This is a genomic window from Polaromonas sp. P1_G1, from assembly GCF_056405595.1.
Window position 1 is genome coordinate 42033 of record NZ_JBFUBU010000028.1, and the last position, 18643, is coordinate 60675.

Genomic DNA, 18643 nt, shown 5'->3' on the forward strand with positions numbered 1-18643 from the left:
AGAAGCAAGAAATGAAGCTAGCTGACAACAAAGCCACCCTGTCCTTCAGYAACGGCAGCCCCAGCRTCGAWTTGCCGGTGTACCAGGGCAATGTCGGCCCGGACGTCGTCGACATYCGCAAGCTGTACGCGCAGACCGGCATGTTCACCTATGACCCCGGTTTCCTCTCCACCGCATCCTGCCAGTCGGCCATCACCTACATCGACGGCGACAAGGGYGARTTGCTGTACCGCGGCTACCCCATCGAGCAGCTGGCCACCAACTGCGACTWCATGGARACCTGCCACCTGYTGCTGTACGGAGAGCTGCCCAACGTGGCGCAGAAGACCGATTTCGTGCACCGCGTGACCAACCACACCATGGTCAACGAGCAGATGCAATTCTTCCTGCGCGGTTTCCGCCGCGACGCGCACCCGATGGCCATCATGACCGGCCTGGTCGGCGCCCTGTCGGCCTTCTACYACGACAGCACCGACATCACCAACCCGGAACACCGCGACATCTCGGCCATCCGCCTGATCGCCAAGATGCCGACCCTGGTCTCCATGGCCTACAAGTACACCGTGGGCCAGCCCTACATGTACCCCAAGAACAACCTGAGCTACGCCGGCAACTTCCTGCACATGATGTTCGCCACGCCGTGCGAGGAATACAAGGTCAACCCGGTGCTCGAACGCGCCCTGGACCGCATCTTCATCCTGCACGCCGACCACGAGCAGAACGCCTCGACCTCCACCGTGCGCCTGTGCGGTTCCTCCGGCACCAACCCGTTTGCCGCCATCGCGGCCGGTGTGGCCTGCCTCTGGGGCCCGGCCCACGGCGGCGCCAACGAAGCGGCCCTCAACATGCTGGGCGACATCCAGAAGCAGGGCGGCGTCGAGAAAATCGGCGAATTCATCAAGCAGGTCAAGGACAAGAGCTCCGGCGTCAAGCTGATGGGCTTCGGCCACCGCGTTTWCAAAAACTACGACCCGCGCGCCAAGCTCATGCAGGAAACCTGCAAGGAAGTGCTTCAGGAAATGGGCCTGGAAAACGACCCGCTGTTCAAGCTGGCCATGGCCCTGGAAAAGATCGCCCTGGAAGACGACTACTTCGTCTCGCGCAAGCTCTACCCCAACGTCGACTTCTACTCCGGCATCGTGCAGCGCGCCATCGGCATCCCCGTGCCGCTGTTCACCGCCGTGTTCGCCCTGGCCCGCACGGTCGGCTGGATCGCCCAGCTCAATGAAATGATCGGCGACCCCGAGTACAAGATCGGCCGCCCGCGCCAGCTGTTCACCGGTTCCACGACCCGCCAGGTCCTGCCGCTGGCCAAGCGCTAAGCCACCCGCGCCTTGGCGCAAAGCCCGCCTGATGGCAGCATCGGCGGGCTTTTTTACGCCCGAAGCAGAGGAAAACGCCCATCGGCAAGCGGGTCATCGCGTATTGCGATGACAAAACCGGGTTCTAAGCGGCAAAATAGCGATCTACCGTCGTCGAACACGATGACGCCACGCGACAAGCCCCCATGAAAAGCTCAGAACGCAACTTTGCCCGCCGCATTGACCTGACCTCGCTTCAGCTCTTTGTGGCCGTGTGCGAGCTGGGCAGCATCGGCAAGGCGGCCGAACGCGAATTCATCGCCGCCTCCGCCGTCAGCAAGCGCCTCTCCGATCTCGAGGCCACGCTGGACACCCCGCTGCTGTACCGCCACACCCGCGGCGTCGACCTGACGCCGGCCGGTGAAAGCCTGCTGCACCATGCGCGCTCCGTGCTGTTCAGCCTCGAGAAAATGCAGAGCGAACTCAGCGAATACGCCGACGGCGTGCGCGGCCATGTGCGCGTGCATGCCAGCATCTCGGCCATCGTGCAGTTTTTGCCCGAAGACCTGGGCGCCTTCACGCGCGAGCATTCGGGCATCAAGATCGACCTCGAAGAGCACCTGAGCACCGAAGTCGTCCGCGCCGTGCAGGAGGGCGCGGCCGACCTGGGCATCTGCAACACCGCCGACGGCACCGGGGACCTGCAGACCCTGCCCTACCGCACCGACAAACTCGTGCTCATCGTCCCGCGCGGCCATGCGCTGTGCGCGCAGGGCGCCATCCGCTTCGAAACCGCGCTGGACTACGACCAGGTCGGCCTGCATTCCAACAGCTCGATCTACCTGGCCATGCGCGAGGCCGCGGCGCGGCTGGGCCGCACCATCAAGCTGCGCATCCACGTGACCGGCCTGGACGCCATGTGCCGCATGATCCATAACGGCCTGGGTGTGGGTGTGATGCCGCAGCGCGCCTTCGAACTGACGCACGGCGTCGGCGAACTTGAATCCATTCCGCTGCTGGACAGCTGGGCCGAGCGCCAGATCCAGCTGGTGGCGCGCGACTTTTCCACGCTGCCGCTGACGGCGCGGCTGCTGGTGGACCACCTGACCCTGCCCGCGCCCCAAACCGGCGGCCTGAAACCCGCGAAAAACGCGGCAGCCCCGGCCCACGCAGCCGCCTAAAATCACCCCACGACAGACGACAACAAGAGACCACGAAGGAAACCATGGGACGCACCCTCTACGACAAAATCTGGGACGAACACGTCGTCCATACCGAAGAAGACGGCACGGCCATCCTCTACATTGACCGCCACCTGGTGCACGAAGTCACCAGCCCGCAGGCCTTTGAAGGCCTGCGAGAGGCCGGCCGCAAGGTCTGGCGCATCAGCTCCATCGTCGCCACCGCCGACCACAACACGCCCACCACCGGCTGGGAGCTCGGTTACGACGGCATCACCGACCTGGTCAGCAAGGAACAGATCACCACGCTGGACAGCAACATCAAGGAATTCGGCGCGGCCGCCTTCTTCCCCTTCCTCTCCAAGCGCCAGGGCATCGTGCACGTCATCGGCCCCGAAAGCGGTGCCACACTGCCCGGCATGACGGTGGTCTGCGGCGACTCGCACACCTCCACCCACGGCGCCTTCGGCGCGCTGGCGCACGGCATAGGCACCAGCGAAGTCGAGCACGTGATGGCCACGCAGACCCTGCTGGCCAAGAAGGCCAAAAACATGCTCGTGAAGGTCGAGGGCAAGCTCGCGCCCGGCTTGACCGGCAAGGACATCGTGCTGGCGATCATTGGAAAAATCGGAACAGCAGGAGGTACCGGCTACACGATTGAATTCGCCGGCTCGGCGATACGCGCGCTCAGCATGGAAGGCCGCATGACGGTCTGCAACATGGCGATTGAAGCGGGCGCGCGCGCCGGCCTGGTGGCGGTGGACCCCAAAACCATCGACTACGTCAAAGGCCGCCTGCTCTCGCCCACCGGCGTCGAATGGGACATGGCCGCCAAATACTGGAACACCCTGCACTCCGATCCCGACGCGAAATTCGACGCCGTGGTCGAGCTCGACGCCAGCCAGATCCTGCCGCAGGTCACCTGGGGCACCTCGCCCGAAATGGTGCTGTCCATCGACGACCGCGTGCCCGACCCCGACAAGGAAAAAGACGCCAACAAGCGCGATGCCATCGAGCGCGCCCTGAAATACATGGGCCTGGAGCCCGGCAAGGCGCTGAACGACCTCTACATCGATAAGGTGTTCATCGGCTCCTGCACCAACAGCCGCATCGAGGACATGCGCGAAGCCGCGGCCGTGATCAAGAAGATAGGCCAGAAGGTCGCCAAAAATGTGAAGCTCGCGCTGGTGGTGCCGGGCTCCGGCCTGGTCAAGGAACAGGCCGAGCGCGAAGGCCTGGACAAGATTTTTGTGGCCGCCGGCTTTGAATGGCGCGAACCGGGCTGCTCCATGTGCCTGGCCATGAACGCCGACCGGCTGGAGCCGGGCGAGCGCTGCGCCTCCACCAGCAACCGCAACTTCGAAGGCCGCCAGGGCGCCGGCGGGCGCACCCACCTGGTCAGCCCCGCGATGGCGGCGGCGGCGGCCGTGCACGGCCACTTTGTCGATATCCGGAAATTTGTCTAACCACCAGCCCCAGGAGGAACTTCCATGAAAAAAATCAAAACCCTGCTTGCGCTGTCACTGGCCTCCGCGGCCGTTCTGCTGGCCGGCTGCAACACCTTCCGGGGTGTCGGGCAGGACGTCCAGAAGGTCGGCGAAAAAATCGAAAACGCGGCAAAGAAGTAAATGCAAAAATTCACCGTACACAAGGGTCTCGTGGCCCCCATGGACCGCGAGAACGTCGACACCGACGCCATCATCCCCAAGCAGTTCCTCAAGTCCATCCGCAAGACGGGCTTCGGGCCCAACCTGTTTGACGAATGGCGCTACCTGGACGCGGGCTTTCCCGGCCAGGACCCGGCCACGCGCAAGCCCAACCCGGACTTCGTGCTGAACCAGCCGCGCTACGCCGGCGCCTCCGTCCTGCTGGCGCGCAAGAATTTCGGCTGCGGCTCCTCGCGCGAACACGCGCCCTGGGCACTGGACCAGTACGGCTTTCGCGCCATCATCGCGCCCAGCTACGCCGACATCTTCTTCAACAACAGCTTCAAGAACGGTCTGCTGCCCATCGTGCTGCCCGAAGCGCAGGTGGCCCAGCTGTTCGACGAAGCGCTGGCCTTCCCCGGCTACCAGCTCACGGTGGACCTGGAGCGCCAGGTCGTCGTCAAGCCGCAAGGCGAGGAGCTCCCCTTCCAGGTGCAGGCCTTCCGCAAGTACTGCCTGCTCAACGGCCTGGACGACATCGGCCTGACCTTGCGCCAGAGCGACAAGATCAAGGCCTTTGAAGCCGAGCGCCTGGCGACCAAACCCTGGCTGAGCCATACGGTGGCAGGATGATGGCGCACTCGCGCATGGCAGGGCTGGTTGTTGCCCTGCTGACCGGCCTGACGGGCTGCTCGACGATGGAAGCGGTCAATCGCGACCAAACCCAGCTAGCAGCCATCGAAAAGAACGCCCCCGCGAATGCCGCGACGCTTCGGCTGCGCTCCCTCTCGAATGGCACAACGCGATTTGGCGTGAGCCCACAAAGCGCGTCATGCGAAGGCTTCAAGGATGTAGGTATTGCCCTGAACACCATAGAAGCCAGCCGGACCTATGCCGGCCGCGAACGCAAAGACATTGTTGAAGTACTTCCGCAAGCTGGTCCGGTGCAGATTCGCGCCTATGCGCAGGAGCAGTATTTTGCGAACAAGTCAAAGTGTGGGCCGGTAGCTGTCCGCTTCGTCGCTGATCCGCAGAAAAAATACACTGCCGACCTGATCTGGAAAGGCAAGCATTGCACCATCGTGGTCAACGACACCACCAACTCAACTCCCATCCCTGTGCCGGGCAGCATTTACTTTTGCCCGGCCAGTTTTTCTGAAATCCTGGATTAATCCCATGAAAATCGCAATCCTCCCTGGTGACGGCATCGGCACCGAAATCGTCGCGGAAGCCGTCAAGGTCCTGAAGGCGCTTGACCTGAAGTTCGAAACCGAAAGCGCGCTGGTCGGCGGCGCCGCCTACGAGGCGCACGGCCATCCGCTGCCCGAAGCCACGCTCAAGCTGGCCAAGGACGCCGATGCCGTGCTGTTCGGCGCGGTCGGCGACTGGAAATACGACAAGCTCGACCGGCCGCTGCGCCCGGAGCAAGCCATCCTGGGCCTGCGCAAGAACCTGGGCCTGTTCGCCAACTTCCGCCCGGCGATCTGCTACGCCCAGCTGGTCGACGCCTCCAGCCTCAAGCGCGAACTGGTGTCCGGCCTGGACATCCTCATCATCCGCGAGCTGACCGGCGACATCTACTTCGGCCAGCCGCGCGGCCGCCGCGTCTCGCCCGACGGCCACTTCCCCGGCTCGGAAGAGGCTTTCGACACCATGCGCTATTCGCGCCCCGAGATCGAACGCATCGCCCACGTCGCCTTCCAGGCCGCCCGCAAACGCGACAAGCGCGTGACCAGCGTCGACAAAGCCAATGTGCTGGAAACCTTCCAGCTCTGGAAAGACGTGGTCACCGAGGTCGGCACACAATACCCCGACGTTGCGCTGGACCACATGTACGTGGACAACGCGGCCATGCAGCTGGTCAAGGCGCCCAAGAAGTTTGACGTGGTCGTCACCGGCAATATGTTCGGCGACATTCTGAGCGACGCCGCCGCCATGCTGACCGGCTCCATCGGCATGCTGCCTTCGGCCAGCCTGAACGACAAAAACCAGGGCCTCTACGAGCCCAGCCACGGCAGCGCGCCCGACATCGCCGGCAAGGGCGTGGCGAATCCGCTGGCCACCATCCTGAGCGCGGCCATGATGCTGCGCTTCAGCCTGAACCAGCCCGAAGCCGCCGCCCGCATCGAAAAAGCCGTGGATGCCGTGCTGAGCCAGGGCCTGCGCACACCCGACATCTACAGCGAAGGCACGACGAAAGTCGGCACGGTGCAGATGGGTGACGCGGTCGTCAAGGCGCTGGCCTGACGTTTTTTTGCCGCAAACCACCTCAAACCGGCGTCAAAACACGGGTTTGAGGCGGTTGTCAGCCTCGGCAAAGCCAAGCCTGGCTACAATCGACACCTATGCGCAAAAACCCCGCTTTCACCCACTGCCCCGCCGCCCTGCGCGCGGGACGTGCGGCGCCGGTTTTTGCCCAGATCACCAAAACGACCACCATTAAAGGCTAGCAAGCCTGGTTCGTCGTGCCCTGCCGGCTCGATGAGCCGGGCCAAAAAGCCATTTTTATGTACTTTTTGAAGGGGCAGTTCCAATGAAACTCAAAGGCAATCTCACCGGACTCGTCGGCTGGCGCGGCATGGTCGGCTCGGTCCTGATCGACCGCATGCAGGCCGAAGGCGACTTCGACCTGATCGAGCCGGTGTTCTTCTCGACCTCCAACGCGGGCGGCAAAGCCCCCGCCCAGGCGAAAAACGAGACCACGCTGAAAGACGCCTTTGACATTGAAGCGCTCAAGAAGTGCGACGTCATCATCACGGCCCAGGGCGGCGACTACACCTCCGAGGTCTTCCCCAAGCTGCGCGCGGCCGGCTGGAAGGGCCACTGGATCGACGCGGCCTCCACGCTGCGCATGAACGACGACGCCGTCATCATCCTGGACCCGGTCAACCTGCCCGTGATCCAGAATGCGCTGGCCAAGGGCGGCAGCAACTGGATCGGCGGCAACTGCACGGTCAGCTGCATGCTGATGGGCGTGGGCGCGCTGTACAAGGCCGGCCTCGTCGAGTGGATGACCAGCATGACCTATCAGGCGGCCTCGGGCGGCGGCGCGCAGCACATGCGCGAGCTGCTCACGCAGTTCGGCACGCTGAACAGCGAGGTCCGCACGCTGCTGAACGACCCCAAGTCAGCGATCCTCGAGATCGACCGCCGCATCCTGGCCAAACAGCAGGGCCTGGGCGCCGCTGAAACCGCCAACTTCGGCGTGCCGCTGGGCGGCTCGCTGATCCCCTGGATCGACAAGGACCTGGGCAACGGCATGAGCAAGGAAGAATGGAAGGGCGGCGCAGAGACCAACAAGATCCTCGGCCAGGGCGCGAGCTTCGGCACCGCCGAAACCCCGGTTGACGGCTTCTGCGTGCGCATAGGCGCGATGCGCTGCCACAGCCAGGCGCTGACTTTCAAGCTCAAGAAGGACGTGCCGCTGGCCGACATCGAGGCCATGATCGCGGCCGACAACGAGTGGGTCAAAGTCGTGCCCAACACGCGCGAAGCCTCCATCCAGGACCTCACGCCTGTGGCCGTCACCGGCACCATGCAGATCCCTGTGGGCCGCCTGCGCAAGCTGGCCATGGGCCCCGACTACCTGGGCGCCTTCACCGTGGGCGACCAGCTGCTGTGGGGCGCCGCCGAACCGCTGCGCCGCATGTTGCGCATCTTGCTGCAGGCCTGAATTAATTGAGGTGAGCGGCTGCCAACATACAGCCGCTCATCCGTAACTACATGTCACAAGACGTTGTCGTCAGACAACATCCGAAACTTGTAAGTTGCTGCTAACTCGCTGTGTCAAAACTTAAGTGGTGTCTTAGCTTGTCAGCCTAATGCCTTGATGTTAAGGTTGTTTTTCGAAAATTCGCATCGAGGTTTTTGTGCGCTTAAGCAGAATAAAGTTACATGCAGACCGAGCACTGGAGGCTCACAACCCCATGAATAATCGCGGTCGTTGGCGTATCGGCGCCCTGGCAAGTGCCATTGCACTGCTGGGCAGCCTGGCAAGTCTGGAAGCCCACGCGCTCGCGCTGGGCCGTATCACGGTTCAATCGGCATTGGGCGAACCCCTACGCGCTGAAATCGAGATCCCCGACATCAAACCGGAGGAAGCCTCCAGCCTCAAGGCCGGCGTGGCGCCGGTCGACGCCTTCAAGGCGGCCGGGCTTGAATACGGCAGCGTGGTTTCCGGCGTCGAAGTCACCCTGCAACGCCGCCCTGACGGACGCTCCTTTCTGCGCCTGAGCAGCAACCGTCCCGTTACCGAGCCTTTTGTCGACCTGATCCTGGAAGCCAGCTGGGCCAACGGCCGCATCACACGCGACTACACCATGCTGTTCGACCCGCCGGCCCTGCGCTCGGGTACAGCGGTCGCGCCCACGGCACCCGTGCTGTCTTCCCGCCCCTCGGCCCCTCCCGCCAAGGGCATTGCCTCGATCCCCTATTCGCCGCCGGCCGGCCCCAGCACCCGGCCCGCGCCGGTCGCCAAGGCTCCTGCCGCGCCCCTCGAAAAAGTGCCGGCCGGCGGTGACAAACAGGTCACCGTCAAAGCCGGCGACACCGCCGGCAAGATCGCCGCCCAGAACAAGCCCGCCAGCGTGTCGCTGGACCAGATGCTGGTCGCCCTGCTGCGCAGCAACCCGGACGCCTTCATCGGCGGCAACGTGAACCGCATCAAGTCGGGCGCTGTGCTCGACATTCCGGGCGCCGAAACGGCCGGAGCGCTTTCCGCCGGCGAAGCCACCCAGACCATCGTCGCGCAAAGCAAGGACTTCAACAGTTTCCGCCGCAAGCTCGCCGAAGGCGTGCCGGCCACCCAGATGGCCAGCGCGGACCGCCAGGCCGGTGGCAAGGTGCAGGCCAAGGTCGAAGACCGCGCGCCCGCCAGCACCACCCCCGACAAGCTGACCCTCTCCAAGGGCGCCGTCCAGGGCAAGGCAGCCCCCACGGCGGCCGAAGACAAGATCGCCAAGGAACGCCAGGCCAAGGAAGCCTCCACGCGCGTGGCCGAGCTGTCCAAGAACATCAGCGAGCTGAACAAGCTGGGCGGCGCCCCCACGGCGGCGCCCGCAGCCAGTGCGGCAAAAGCCCCCGGTGTGGCGGTTCCCGCGCCTGCCAGCGTGCCAACCCTGGCGGCCCCCGCCCCTGCCCCGGCAACAACGCCTGCACCCGCGGCGCCATCCGCCGCCGCCCCGGGCGTAACACCCGCACCAGCCCCGACTGCTGCCGTCACGCCATCACCGGCGACCGCCAGCAGCGCGCCAGCTGCGGCCGCTTCCGCATCCGAAGCTTCCACCAGCGTGGCCCCGGTATCTGCAGCCTCCCAGCCCGCACCGGCCGCCAGCGCCGCGGTCGCACCAGCTGTGGCCGCCGCCAAAAAGCCTGTGGCAGTCCCGCCACCACCACCCGAACCCAGCCTGGTCGACGAATTGCTCGATAACCCGCTGGTACTCCCCATCGCCGGCGGCCTGCTGCTGCTGCTGGCCGGTTTCGGCTTTTACCGCTACCGCCAGCGTGGCGGTGCGGCCCAGGTCGACAGCTCCTTCCTCGAAAGCAGGCTGCAGCCGGATTCTTTTTTCGGCGCCAGCGGCGGCCAAAGAATTGACACGAATGAAGGCAACGCCACGGGCTCGTCCCTCGTGTATTCGCCGAGTCAATTGGATGCCGCTGGCGACGTCGACCCGGTAGCCGAAGCTGATGTGTACCTGGCCTATGGACGAGACCTGCAGGCCGAGGAAATCCTGAAGGAGGCCATGCGCACCAGCCCGATGCGCGTCGCCATCCATGCCAAGCTGATGGAAATCTACGCCAAGCGCCGCGACAGCAAGGCCTTTGAAACCGTGGCCATCGAGGCGTTCAACCTCACCCACGGCAGCGGCCCCGAATGGGCCTACATCACCGAGATGGGCCGTGAACTAGACCCTGCCAACCCGATGTACCAGCCAGGTGGGCAGCCCGCCGGCAGCGCCCATGCAGGCGGCACCTCGGCGTTCAGCCCGGGCGGCACCGTGGCCATGGTCGCTCAGCCGGCGCATGTTCCCGCGCCCACGCCTTCGATGGATGTCGACCTTGACCTGGACTTCTCACTCGATGACGAACCCGGTGCGGCCACCACCCCAGCCGTGATCTCGGCCCCACCTCCTCCGCCGCCCGCTCCCGCGCGCGTCGAGCCCACGGTGGCCATGAAAGCGCAGGAACCGGCCCCGCTGAACATGGATTTCAGCAGCGCCACGGTGGCCTTGCCCACGGCCAAGCCACCTGCGCCGGCCGCCAAACCCGCCGAGGCCGCGCCCGATGCCTCTTTCCTCGACGAAGGCTTGAACTTCACGCCCGAACCGTTCACACCGGCCCCCAAGCCGGCGCCCGCCCCCGTGAAAGCGGCAGCTCCGGCGCCAGAGCCGGTAACTGACAACGGCATGCTGGAGTTCGACCTCGGTTCGCTATCGCTGGACCTGAATGGCCCCACCACGGAAAGCCCGGACCACCCGATGGAAGTCACGTCCGACGACCCGCTGGAAACCAAATTCCTGCTGGCCGAAGAATTCCGGTCGCTGGGCGATTCGGATGGCGCCAGGTCCCTGGCCGAAGAGGTGATGGCCGAAGCCAAGGGCCCGCTGAAGGTCAAGGCGCAGGCCTTCCTGAACGCCCTGTCGTGAGCGCAGCCTGAACGCGCCGCGTTCACTGCGTCCCCTCCCGTGAGGATTGCACTCGGCGTCAGCTACAGCGGCAGCGGCTACGAAGGCTGGCAAAGCCAGCTTTCGGGCAACACGGTGCAGGACAAGCTGGAACTGGCGCTGGGCAAATTCGCCGCCCAATCCATCCGCACCCTGTGCGCGGGCCGCACCGACGCCGGCGTGCACGGCCTGATGCAAGTCGTGCACTTCGATACGCCCCTGCAGCGCGACATCGCCTCCTGGGTGCGCGGCACCAACGCCTTTTTGCCCTCAGACATCGCCGCGCAGTGGGCACGCGAGGTCCCCGATGAATTCCATTGCCGCGGCAGCGCCATCGCCCGCCGCTATGCCTATGTGGTGCTGGAGTCCCCGGTGCGCCCCAGCGTGGAAGCCGGGCGCGTCGGCTGGGTCTACCGGCCGCTGGACGAGGCGGCCATGCGGCAGGCCGTCACCTACCTCGTAGGCGAACATGATTTCAGTTCCTTCCGCGCCGCGCAGTGCCAGGCCAAGTCCCCCGTCAAAACCATCAGCCGCATTGCGATTTCGCACCGCGGTGAGCCCAATGCCCGGTACTGGCGCTTCGAGTTCGAGGCCAACGCCTTTTTGCACCACATGATCCGCAACATCATGGGCTGCCTCGTGGCCATAGGCCAGGGCAGCTACCCGCCGGACTGGCTGGCCGGGGTGATGGCCGCGCGCAGCCGCGATGCCGCCGCGCCCACGTTTTCACCGGATGGCCTGTATTTCCTGGGCCCGGTCTACGAAGACCACTACGGCCTCCCAAGCCGCACACCAGCCTATGATTGGCTGCCATGACGCCCGCACCCACCACCCGTACCCGCATCAAGATCTGCGGCCTGACCCGCGAAGAAGACGTGGATGCCGCCGTGGCGGCCGGCGCGGATGCGGTCGGTTTTGTGATGTACGAGGCCAGCCCGCGTTACGTGGCGGCCGAGCGCGCCGCCGGACTGGCCCGCCGCCTGCCGCCCTTCATCACGCCGGTGCTGCTCTTCGTCAACGCACCGGTGGAAAAAATCAGCGCCGCCTGCGCCCTCATGCCCACGGCCTTTCTGCAGTTTCACGGGGACGAGACGCCTGAAGACTGCCTGGCGGCCGGCCGGCCCTTCATGCGCGCGGCACGCATCCCATTGGGTGAAAAATCAGCCGAAAACACCCCGGGCTCCCCAGGCGGCTTTGATCTCGTAAAATACGCCCAGGACTTCAAGGCCGCACAAGCCATCCTTCTCGACGCTCATGTCGAAGGTTATGGCGGCGGCGGGAAAACATTCAATTGGTCACTTCTTCCTCCAAACGTCAGCGCTCACCTCGTTTTGTCTGGTGGATTGACGCCTGCAAACGTGATCGATGGCATTTCGCAAGTCAGGCCGCGTTGCACAACGCTGGCCGTTGATGTCAGTTCCGGCGTCGAGATTTCCAAGGGAATCAAAAGCGCCGACAAAATCAACCAGTTCGTCGCGGCCGTTCGCGCCGCCGACGAATTACTTGCAAAGAGTCCCCATCATGTACGAGTACCACCAGCCTGACGTTTCAGGCCATTTCGGAATTTACGGCGGCAGTTTCGTTTCGGAAACGCTGACCCATGCGATCAACGAGCTGAAAGACGCTTACGCCAAATACCAGCACGACCCGGAGTTCATCGCCGAATTCCAGTCCGAACTGGCGCATTTCGTGGGCCGCCCCTCCCCGATCTACCATGCCGCGCGCATGAGCCGCGAACAAGGCGGCGCGCAGATCTACCTCAAGCGCGAAGACCTCAACCACACCGGCGCGCACAAGATCAACAACACCATAGGCCAGGCCATGCTGGCGCGCCGCATGGGCAAGCCGCGTGTCATCGCCGAGACCGGCGCCGGCCAGCACGGTGTGGCCACCGCCACGATCTGCGCACGCTACGGCCTGGAATGCGTGGTCTATATGGGCAGCGAGGACGTCAAGCGCCAGAGCCCCAACGTCTACCGCATGAACCTGCTAGGCGCCACGGTGGTTCCGGTTGAAAGCGGCAGCAAGACGCTCAAAGACGCGCTCAACGAGGCCATGCGCGACTGGGTCGCCAACGTCGACAACACCTTCTACATCATCGGCACGGTGGCGGGCCCGCACCCCTACCCCATGATGGTCCGCGACTTCCAGAGCGTGATCGGCGCCGAATGCCTGCAGCAGATGCCGGAATTCATCGGCAACAGGCAGCCCGACGCGGTGATCGCCTGCGTGGGCGGCGGCAGCAATGCCATGGGCATCTTCCACCCCTATATCCAGCACGCCAAAACCCGCCTGATCGGCGTGGAAGCGGCCGGCGAAGGCCTGGAAAGCGGCAAGCATTCGGCCTCGCTGCAGCGCGGCCTGCCTGGCGTGCTGCACGGCAACCGCACCTATGTGCTGCAAAACGAGGACGGCCAGGTCACCGAGACCCACAGCATCAGCGCCGGGCTCGACTACCCCGGCGTGGGCCCTGAACACGCCTTCCTCAAGGACATAGGCCGCGCCGAATACGTCGGCATCACCGACAAGGAAGCCCTGGAAGCCTTTCACTACCTGTGCCGCACCGAAGGCATCATTCCCGCGCTTGAATCCAGCCATGCCGTGGCCTGCGCCATGAAAATGGCGCGCAGCATGCGCAGCGACCAAAGCCTGCTCGTGTGCCTGTCGGGCCGGGGCGACAAGGACATCGGCACGGTGGCCGACCTCTCGGGGGCCGACTTCTACGACCGGCCGTCCATGCGCGGCCTGTCCGTCAAGGGCGGGTCGGCTTCGCCGGCATCCTTCGACGCCAGCGGCGCCAAGGGAAGCGGGGTGCAGTCATGAGCCGCATTGCCTCCACCTTCTCCACGCTCAAAAGCCAGGGCCGCAAGGCCTTGATCCCTTACGTCACCGCGGGCTTCCCGTTTGCCGACGTCACGCCCGAGCTGATGCACGCCATGGTGGCCGGCGGGGCCGACGTGATCGAGCTGGGCGTACCGTTTTCCGACCCCAGCGCCGACGGCCCGGTGATCCAGAAAGCCGGCGACAAGGCCCTGTCCTTCGGCGTCGGCCTGGCCCAGGTGCTGGACATGGTGCGCCAGTTCCGCGCCAAGGACAGTGCAACGCCCGTGGTCCTGATGGGCTACGCCAACCCGGTGGAGCGCTACGACATCAAGCACGGCGGCAGCAAGACCGAAAGCGCCTTCATCCGCGACGCCGCCCAGGCCGGCGTGGATGGCGTGCTCATCGTCGACTACCCGCCCGAGGAATGCGTGGAATTCGCCGCCCGGCTGCGCGCGCACGGCATGGACCTGATCTTTCTGCTGGCCCCCACCAGCACCGACAAGCGCATGGCCCAGGTGGCTGAAGTCGCCAGCGGTTATGTCTATTACGTCTCGCTCAAGGGCGTGACCGGCGCGGGCACGCTGGACGTGGACGCCGTCGAGGCCATGCTGCCGCGCATACGCAAACATGTGAACGTGCCCGTGGGCGTGGGCTTCGGCATCCGCGACGCCGCCACGGCCAAGGCCATCAGCAAGGTGGCCGACGCCGTGGTCATCGGCAGCAAGATCATCCAGCTGATCGAAAACCAGCCGCGCGACAAGGTGGCGGCCGTCGCACAGGCGTTTTTGACGGAAATCCGTACTGCTTTGGACTGACTTTTGCGCCGGCCGGTACCGGGTTGAAGCCTGGGGAAACCGGCGCATAATTGCGCTTTTCGCCCGGCGGGGCCCCAGGCCCCGCCCGATACCACAAGGACTGACTTCATGTCTTGGCTAGAAAAACTGCTTCCCCCAAAAATCAGCCCCACCGACCCGACGGAACGCCGCCAGGTGCCCGAGGGCCTGTGGATCAAATGCCCCAGCTGCGAAGCAGTGCTCTACAAGACCGACCTGGAAAAAAACCAGAACGTCTGCCCGCAATGCAGCCACCACCACCGCATAGGCGCCCGCGCCCGGCTGGACGCTTTTCTGGATCCGGAAGGCCGCTACGAGCTGGGTCAGGAAGTGCTGCCGGTCGACGCCCTCAAATTCAAGGACAGCCGCAAATACCCCGAACGCCTSAAAGAAGCCCTGGAAAACACCCAGGAAACCGATGCGCTSATCGTCATGGGCGGCGCGGTGCACAGCATAGGCGTGGTCGTGGCCTGCTTTGAGTTCGACTTCATGGGCGGCAGCATGGGCAGTGTGGTGGGCGAGCGCTTCGTGCGCGGCGTGCACGCCGCCATCGAGCAAAAAGTACCCTTCATCTGCTTTACCGCCACCGGCGGCGCGCGCATGCAGGAAGGCCTGCTCAGCCTCATGCAGATGGCCAARACCAAYGCYGCGCTGACCCGCCTGGCCAAAAARGGCCTGCCCTACATCAGCGTGCTGACCGACCCSACCATGGGCGGSGTGAGCGCCGGCTTCGCTTTTGTCGGCGACGTGGTCATTGCCGAGCCCAAGGCCCTGATCGGTTTTGCCGGCCCGCGCGTGATTGAATCCACCGTGCGCGTGACGCTGCCGGAAGGCTTCCAGCGCGCCGAGTTCCTGCAGACCAAGGGCGCGATCGAYTTCATCTGCGACCGCCGCGARCTGCGCAAGACCGTGGCCAGCTCGCTGGCCATGCTGCTCAGGCAGCCGGCCGACGCCGTCAGTTGAGAACCTGGCAAGCCTGAATAGCCCCTGAAGCAAGGCGTATTAGCCGCACGAAAAGTGCACCGCTTGGGTCACATGGGATGATGTGGTTCACGGCCCCCCAAAGCACGATGAGAACCATGCCAGAAGCCTTGACCTTGAGCTCCCTTCCCCTGTTCCCGCTGGGCGCGGTGCTGTTTCCGGGCGGCATTTTGCCCCTGCGCATCTTTGAAGTGCGCTACCTCGACATGATAGGCAAATGCCACAAGGCGGGCGCGCCCTTCGGCGTGGTGTCGTTGACCGAAGGCTCGGAAGTGCGGCGTCCCGCAGACACCAGCCCCGGCGGCGACGGCTTTGCGCACGAGGCCTTTAGCGCCGTCGGCACCCTGGCCACCATCACCGAGTTTTCCTTGCCCCAGCCGGGCCTGATGGTGATCCGCTGCGTCGGCGCGCAGCGCTTTGAAATCTCGCGCCGCGAAAAACTCAAGCACGGCCTGTGGATCGCCGACGTCACCCGGCTGGAAGACGACCAGGCCGTGAAAGTCCCGCCCGACCTGCAAGGCACGGCGGATGCGCTGGGCAAGCTGATCAGAAGCCTGCAGGAGCGCGAGGTGCCGCAGGCCCAGATGCCGCTGCAGTCGCCCTACCGGCTGGACGATTGCGGATGGGTCTCCAACCGCTGGTGCGAACTGCTGCCGATACCACTGGAGCTCAAGCAGCGCCTGATGCAGCTGGACAACCCCCTGATGCGGCTGGAGCTGGTGAGCGACATCCTGGAGCGCACCGGCATCGCGCTTTAAGGGCCTGTTGGCGATCTCAACGCCTTTTCAGGCGGCCGTGCCAAAACGCCCCTGTTAAAACTTAAAATCGACAATTCGGCGCTTTTCGGGCCTCCCCCTGAACGCAAGGCGTCTGACTCCTTTGGACTTTTTCCGGAACCCTATGTCTATACAGCCGACTTCGCCCGCCCCCAGCAACGCCGCCCTCGCTCCGCAAGATGAGAATCAGCTCATCGTTGAACGCCGCGAAAAGCTCAAGGCCTTGCGCAAAGACCAGGCGGACGGAAAAGGCGTGGCCTTCCCTAACGATGTCAAGCCGACGCACCGCGCTGCCGCGCTGTTTGAGCAATACGACAGCAAGACAAAGGAAGAACTCGACGAATTGGCGCTCAAGGTCCACGTCGCAGGCCGAATGATGCTCAAGCGCGTGATGGGCAAGGCCAGCTTTGCCACCATCCAGGACGCGTCGCTGGGCTCTTCAAACGGTCGCATCCAGCTGTATATCAAAAACGACGGCGTGGGCGAGGAAGTCCACAAAGCCTTCAAGCATTGGGACTTGGGCGACATCATCGAAGCCACTGGCACCTTGTTCCGTACCAATGCAGGTGAACTCTCGGTCAACGCCGACAGCATCCGTCTGGTCACCAAAAGCCTGCGTCCGCTGCCCGACAAGTTCCATGGCATGGCCGACCAGGAGGTGAAGTACCGCCAGCGTTATGTGGACCTGATCATGGACCCGGAGGCACGCAAGCGCTTCATGTCGCGCAGCAAGGCCGTCAGCAGTATTCGCGAATTCATGATCGCCAACGAATTCCTGGAAGTCGAGACCCCGATGCTGCACCCGATCCCGGGCGGCGCAAATGCAAAACCTTTCAAGACGCACCACAATGCGCTCGACCAGGAAATGTTTTTGCGCATTGCTCCCGAGCTCTACCTCAAACGGCTGATCGTCGGCGGCTTTGAGCGCGTGTTCGAGATCAACCGCAGCTACCGCAACGAGGGCATCAGCGTCCGCCACAACCCCGAGTTCACCATGATGGAGTTCTACGCCGCGTGGTGGAACTACTCGGACTTGATGAGTTTCACCGAATCGCTGATCCGCGACGTCGCCCAGAAGGTCACCGGCTCCCTGCAGCTGACTTACGCCGAAAAGCCCGTGGACCTGAGCCAGCCCTTTGAACGCCTGACCATTCGCGAAGCCATCCTCAAGCACACCGAAGCCGGCGAGCACGTGGACGACACCGTGTGGCTGACCAACGCCCTCAAAAAGCTGGGCATGAACGAGGAAAAAGACCGCCTCTCGACCCGCTCACTGGCCAGCCTGCAGGTGCTGTACTTCGAGGAACTGGTCGAAGAAAAACTCTGGCAGCCAACCTTCATCATGGAGCACCCGACGGAAATCTCTCCGCTGGCGCGCGCCAACGACAGCCGGCCCGAAGTCACCGAGCGCTTTGAGCTCTACATCACCGGCCGCGAATTCGGCAACGGCTTCAGCGAGCTCAACGACGCCGAAGAGCAGGCCGCCCGCTTCAACGCCCAGGTGGCGGCCAAGGACAGCGGCGACGACGAAGCCATGTTCTACGATCACGACTTCGTGCGCGCCCTCGAATACGGCATGCCGCCCACCGGCGGCTGCGGCGTGGGCATTGACCGGCTGATGATGCTGCTGACCGACAGCCCCAGCATTCGGGACGTGATTCTCTTCCCCGCGCTGCGTCGCGAGGCCTGAAGCGGAACCGGTGAGGCGCCCGGCCTGAATCCCTGATGGCCAGTGCCTCTCCCTTGAAATACCTTTCCGGCTATCCGGAAAACCTGCGAACCCAGGTGCAGCAATTGCTGGATCAGGGCCGGCTGGGCGAAGTCCTGCTCGCCAAATACCCCCAGGGCCACGGCGTGCGGACCGACAGGGCGCTGTACGACTACGTGATGGATCTCAAGAACGATTTCCTGCGCAGCTCCGAGCCCCTATCCAAGGTGGCGTTTGACAGCAAACTCCACGTGATCGCGCACGCGCTGGGCACGCACACGACGGTGTCACGCGTGCAGGGCAACAAGCTCAAAGCCAAACGCGAGATCCGGGTCGCCACCCTGTTCAAGGATGTGCCGGCGGAGTTTCTGCGCATGATCACGGTGCATGAGCTGGCCCACATCAAGGAGAGAGCCCATGACAAGGCTTTCTACCAGCTGTGTACGCATATGGAGCCGCAGTATCACCAGTATGAGTTTGATTTGCGGGTTTATCTGACCCACTTGGAGCTGGTGGGGAAGCTGGCCTGGCCGGGGAGTTAGGGCCGGTTCTTGCTCCGGCCTTCGCGCTCTTTGCTGAGGGTTGCTGGCCGGGGGTTGCCCGGCAGCAAGTAACTTTCTTTTGCTTCGCCAAAAGAAAGTCACCAAAGAAAAGGCGACCCGCAGTCTGGGTCCCTACGCTTCGCTTCGGGCAACCTGCGGTGCTCGAGCCAAGCGGGGTCCGGCTAAACTC

At 64.1% G+C, this 18643-nt stretch carries 17 protein-coding genes; all 17 read left to right on the forward strand.

Annotated features, from left to right (window positions below):
* Positions 1 to 11: 11 nt before the first annotated feature.
* The 17 genes from gltA (at position 12) to AC1D1Y_RS15830 (ending at position 18453) form a co-directional block, all read left to right on the forward strand.
* Positions 12 to 1322, forward strand: coding sequence for a citrate synthase (gltA, locus tag AC1D1Y_RS15750; protein ID WP_477683141.1), 1311 nt, complete (start codon positions 12 to 14; stop codon positions 1320 to 1322).
* Between the two features lie 185 nt (positions 1323 to 1507).
* Positions 1508 to 2482 (forward strand): LysR family transcriptional regulator, encoded by a 975-nt coding sequence (locus AC1D1Y_RS15755; RefSeq protein ID WP_477683142.1) that lies wholly within the window; start codon positions 1508 to 1510, stop codon positions 2480 to 2482.
* A gap of 44 nt (positions 2483 to 2526) precedes the next feature.
* Positions 2527 to 3948 (forward strand): 3-isopropylmalate dehydratase large subunit, encoded by a 1422-nt coding sequence (gene leuC, locus AC1D1Y_RS15760; protein WP_477683143.1) that lies wholly within the window; start codon positions 2527 to 2529, stop codon positions 3946 to 3948.
* 24 nt (positions 3949 to 3972) lie between these two features.
* Entirely contained in the window at positions 3973 to 4110 is a 138-nt protein-coding gene (locus AC1D1Y_RS15765; protein ID WP_477655138.1) for an entericidin A/B family lipoprotein, read from the forward strand.
* On the forward strand, positions 4111 to 4761 hold the full coding sequence (leuD, locus tag AC1D1Y_RS15770) for a 3-isopropylmalate dehydratase small subunit (RefSeq protein ID WP_477683144.1): 651 nt from the start codon (positions 4111 to 4113) through the stop codon (positions 4759 to 4761). It abuts the gene before it with no gap.
* A gap of 14 nt (positions 4762 to 4775) precedes the next feature.
* Complete coding sequence (locus AC1D1Y_RS15775; protein WP_477683145.1) at positions 4776 to 5300, forward strand: hypothetical protein; 525 nt, start codon at positions 4776 to 4778, stop codon at positions 5298 to 5300.
* A gap of 4 nt (positions 5301 to 5304) precedes the next feature.
* Complete coding sequence (gene leuB, locus AC1D1Y_RS15780) at positions 5305 to 6375, forward strand: 3-isopropylmalate dehydrogenase (protein ID WP_477678395.1); 1071 nt, start codon at positions 5305 to 5307, stop codon at positions 6373 to 6375.
* Between the two features lie 286 nt (positions 6376 to 6661).
* The gene (gene asd, locus AC1D1Y_RS15785; RefSeq protein WP_477655135.1) at positions 6662 to 7801 is read left to right on the forward strand and encodes an aspartate-semialdehyde dehydrogenase; all 1140 of its coding nucleotides are present in this window, start codon (positions 6662 to 6664) and stop codon (positions 7799 to 7801) included.
* Positions 7802 to 8054: 253 nt separating this feature from the next.
* Positions 8055 to 10772 (forward strand): FimV/HubP family polar landmark protein, encoded by a 2718-nt coding sequence (locus AC1D1Y_RS15790; RefSeq protein WP_477683146.1) that lies wholly within the window; start codon positions 8055 to 8057, stop codon positions 10770 to 10772.
* A gap of 39 nt (positions 10773 to 10811) precedes the next feature.
* On the forward strand, positions 10812 to 11606 hold the full coding sequence (gene truA / locus AC1D1Y_RS15795; protein WP_477683147.1) for a tRNA pseudouridine(38-40) synthase TruA: 795 nt from the start codon (positions 10812 to 10814) through the stop codon (positions 11604 to 11606).
* Complete coding sequence (locus tag AC1D1Y_RS15800; protein ID WP_477683148.1) at positions 11603 to 12334, forward strand: phosphoribosylanthranilate isomerase; 732 nt, start codon at positions 11603 to 11605, stop codon at positions 12332 to 12334. Before truA ends, AC1D1Y_RS15800 begins: the two co-directional genes overlap by 4 nt.
* Positions 12312 to 13613: a tryptophan synthase subunit beta gene (trpB, locus tag AC1D1Y_RS15805; protein ID WP_477683149.1), complete on the forward strand. Its 1302-nt coding sequence runs from the start codon at positions 12312 to 12314 to the stop codon at positions 13611 to 13613. The genes AC1D1Y_RS15800 and trpB overlap by 23 nt, the downstream gene beginning before the upstream one ends.
* The gene (trpA, locus tag AC1D1Y_RS15810) at positions 13610 to 14428 is read left to right on the forward strand and encodes a tryptophan synthase subunit alpha (RefSeq protein WP_477683150.1); all 819 of its coding nucleotides are present in this window, start codon (positions 13610 to 13612) and stop codon (positions 14426 to 14428) included. The genes trpB and trpA overlap by 4 nt, the downstream gene beginning before the upstream one ends.
* A 108-nt stretch (positions 14429 to 14536) precedes the next feature.
* The gene (gene accD / locus AC1D1Y_RS15815; RefSeq protein WP_477655129.1) at positions 14537 to 15409 is read left to right on the forward strand and encodes an acetyl-CoA carboxylase, carboxyltransferase subunit beta; all 873 of its coding nucleotides are present in this window, start codon (positions 14537 to 14539) and stop codon (positions 15407 to 15409) included.
* Between the two features lie 116 nt (positions 15410 to 15525).
* A complete protein-coding gene (locus tag AC1D1Y_RS15820) occupies positions 15526 to 16185 on the forward strand; it encodes an LON peptidase substrate-binding domain-containing protein (protein WP_477683151.1) in 660 nt (219 codons plus the stop codon).
* A gap of 142 nt (positions 16186 to 16327) precedes the next feature.
* Entirely contained in the window at positions 16328 to 17893 is a 1566-nt protein-coding gene (lysS, locus tag AC1D1Y_RS15825) for a lysine--tRNA ligase (RefSeq protein WP_477683152.1), read from the forward strand.
* Between the two features lie 35 nt (positions 17894 to 17928).
* Positions 17929 to 18453: a YgjP-like metallopeptidase domain-containing protein gene (locus AC1D1Y_RS15830; protein ID WP_477683153.1), complete on the forward strand. Its 525-nt coding sequence runs from the start codon at positions 17929 to 17931 to the stop codon at positions 18451 to 18453.
* Positions 18454 to 18643: the final 190 nt, after the last annotated feature.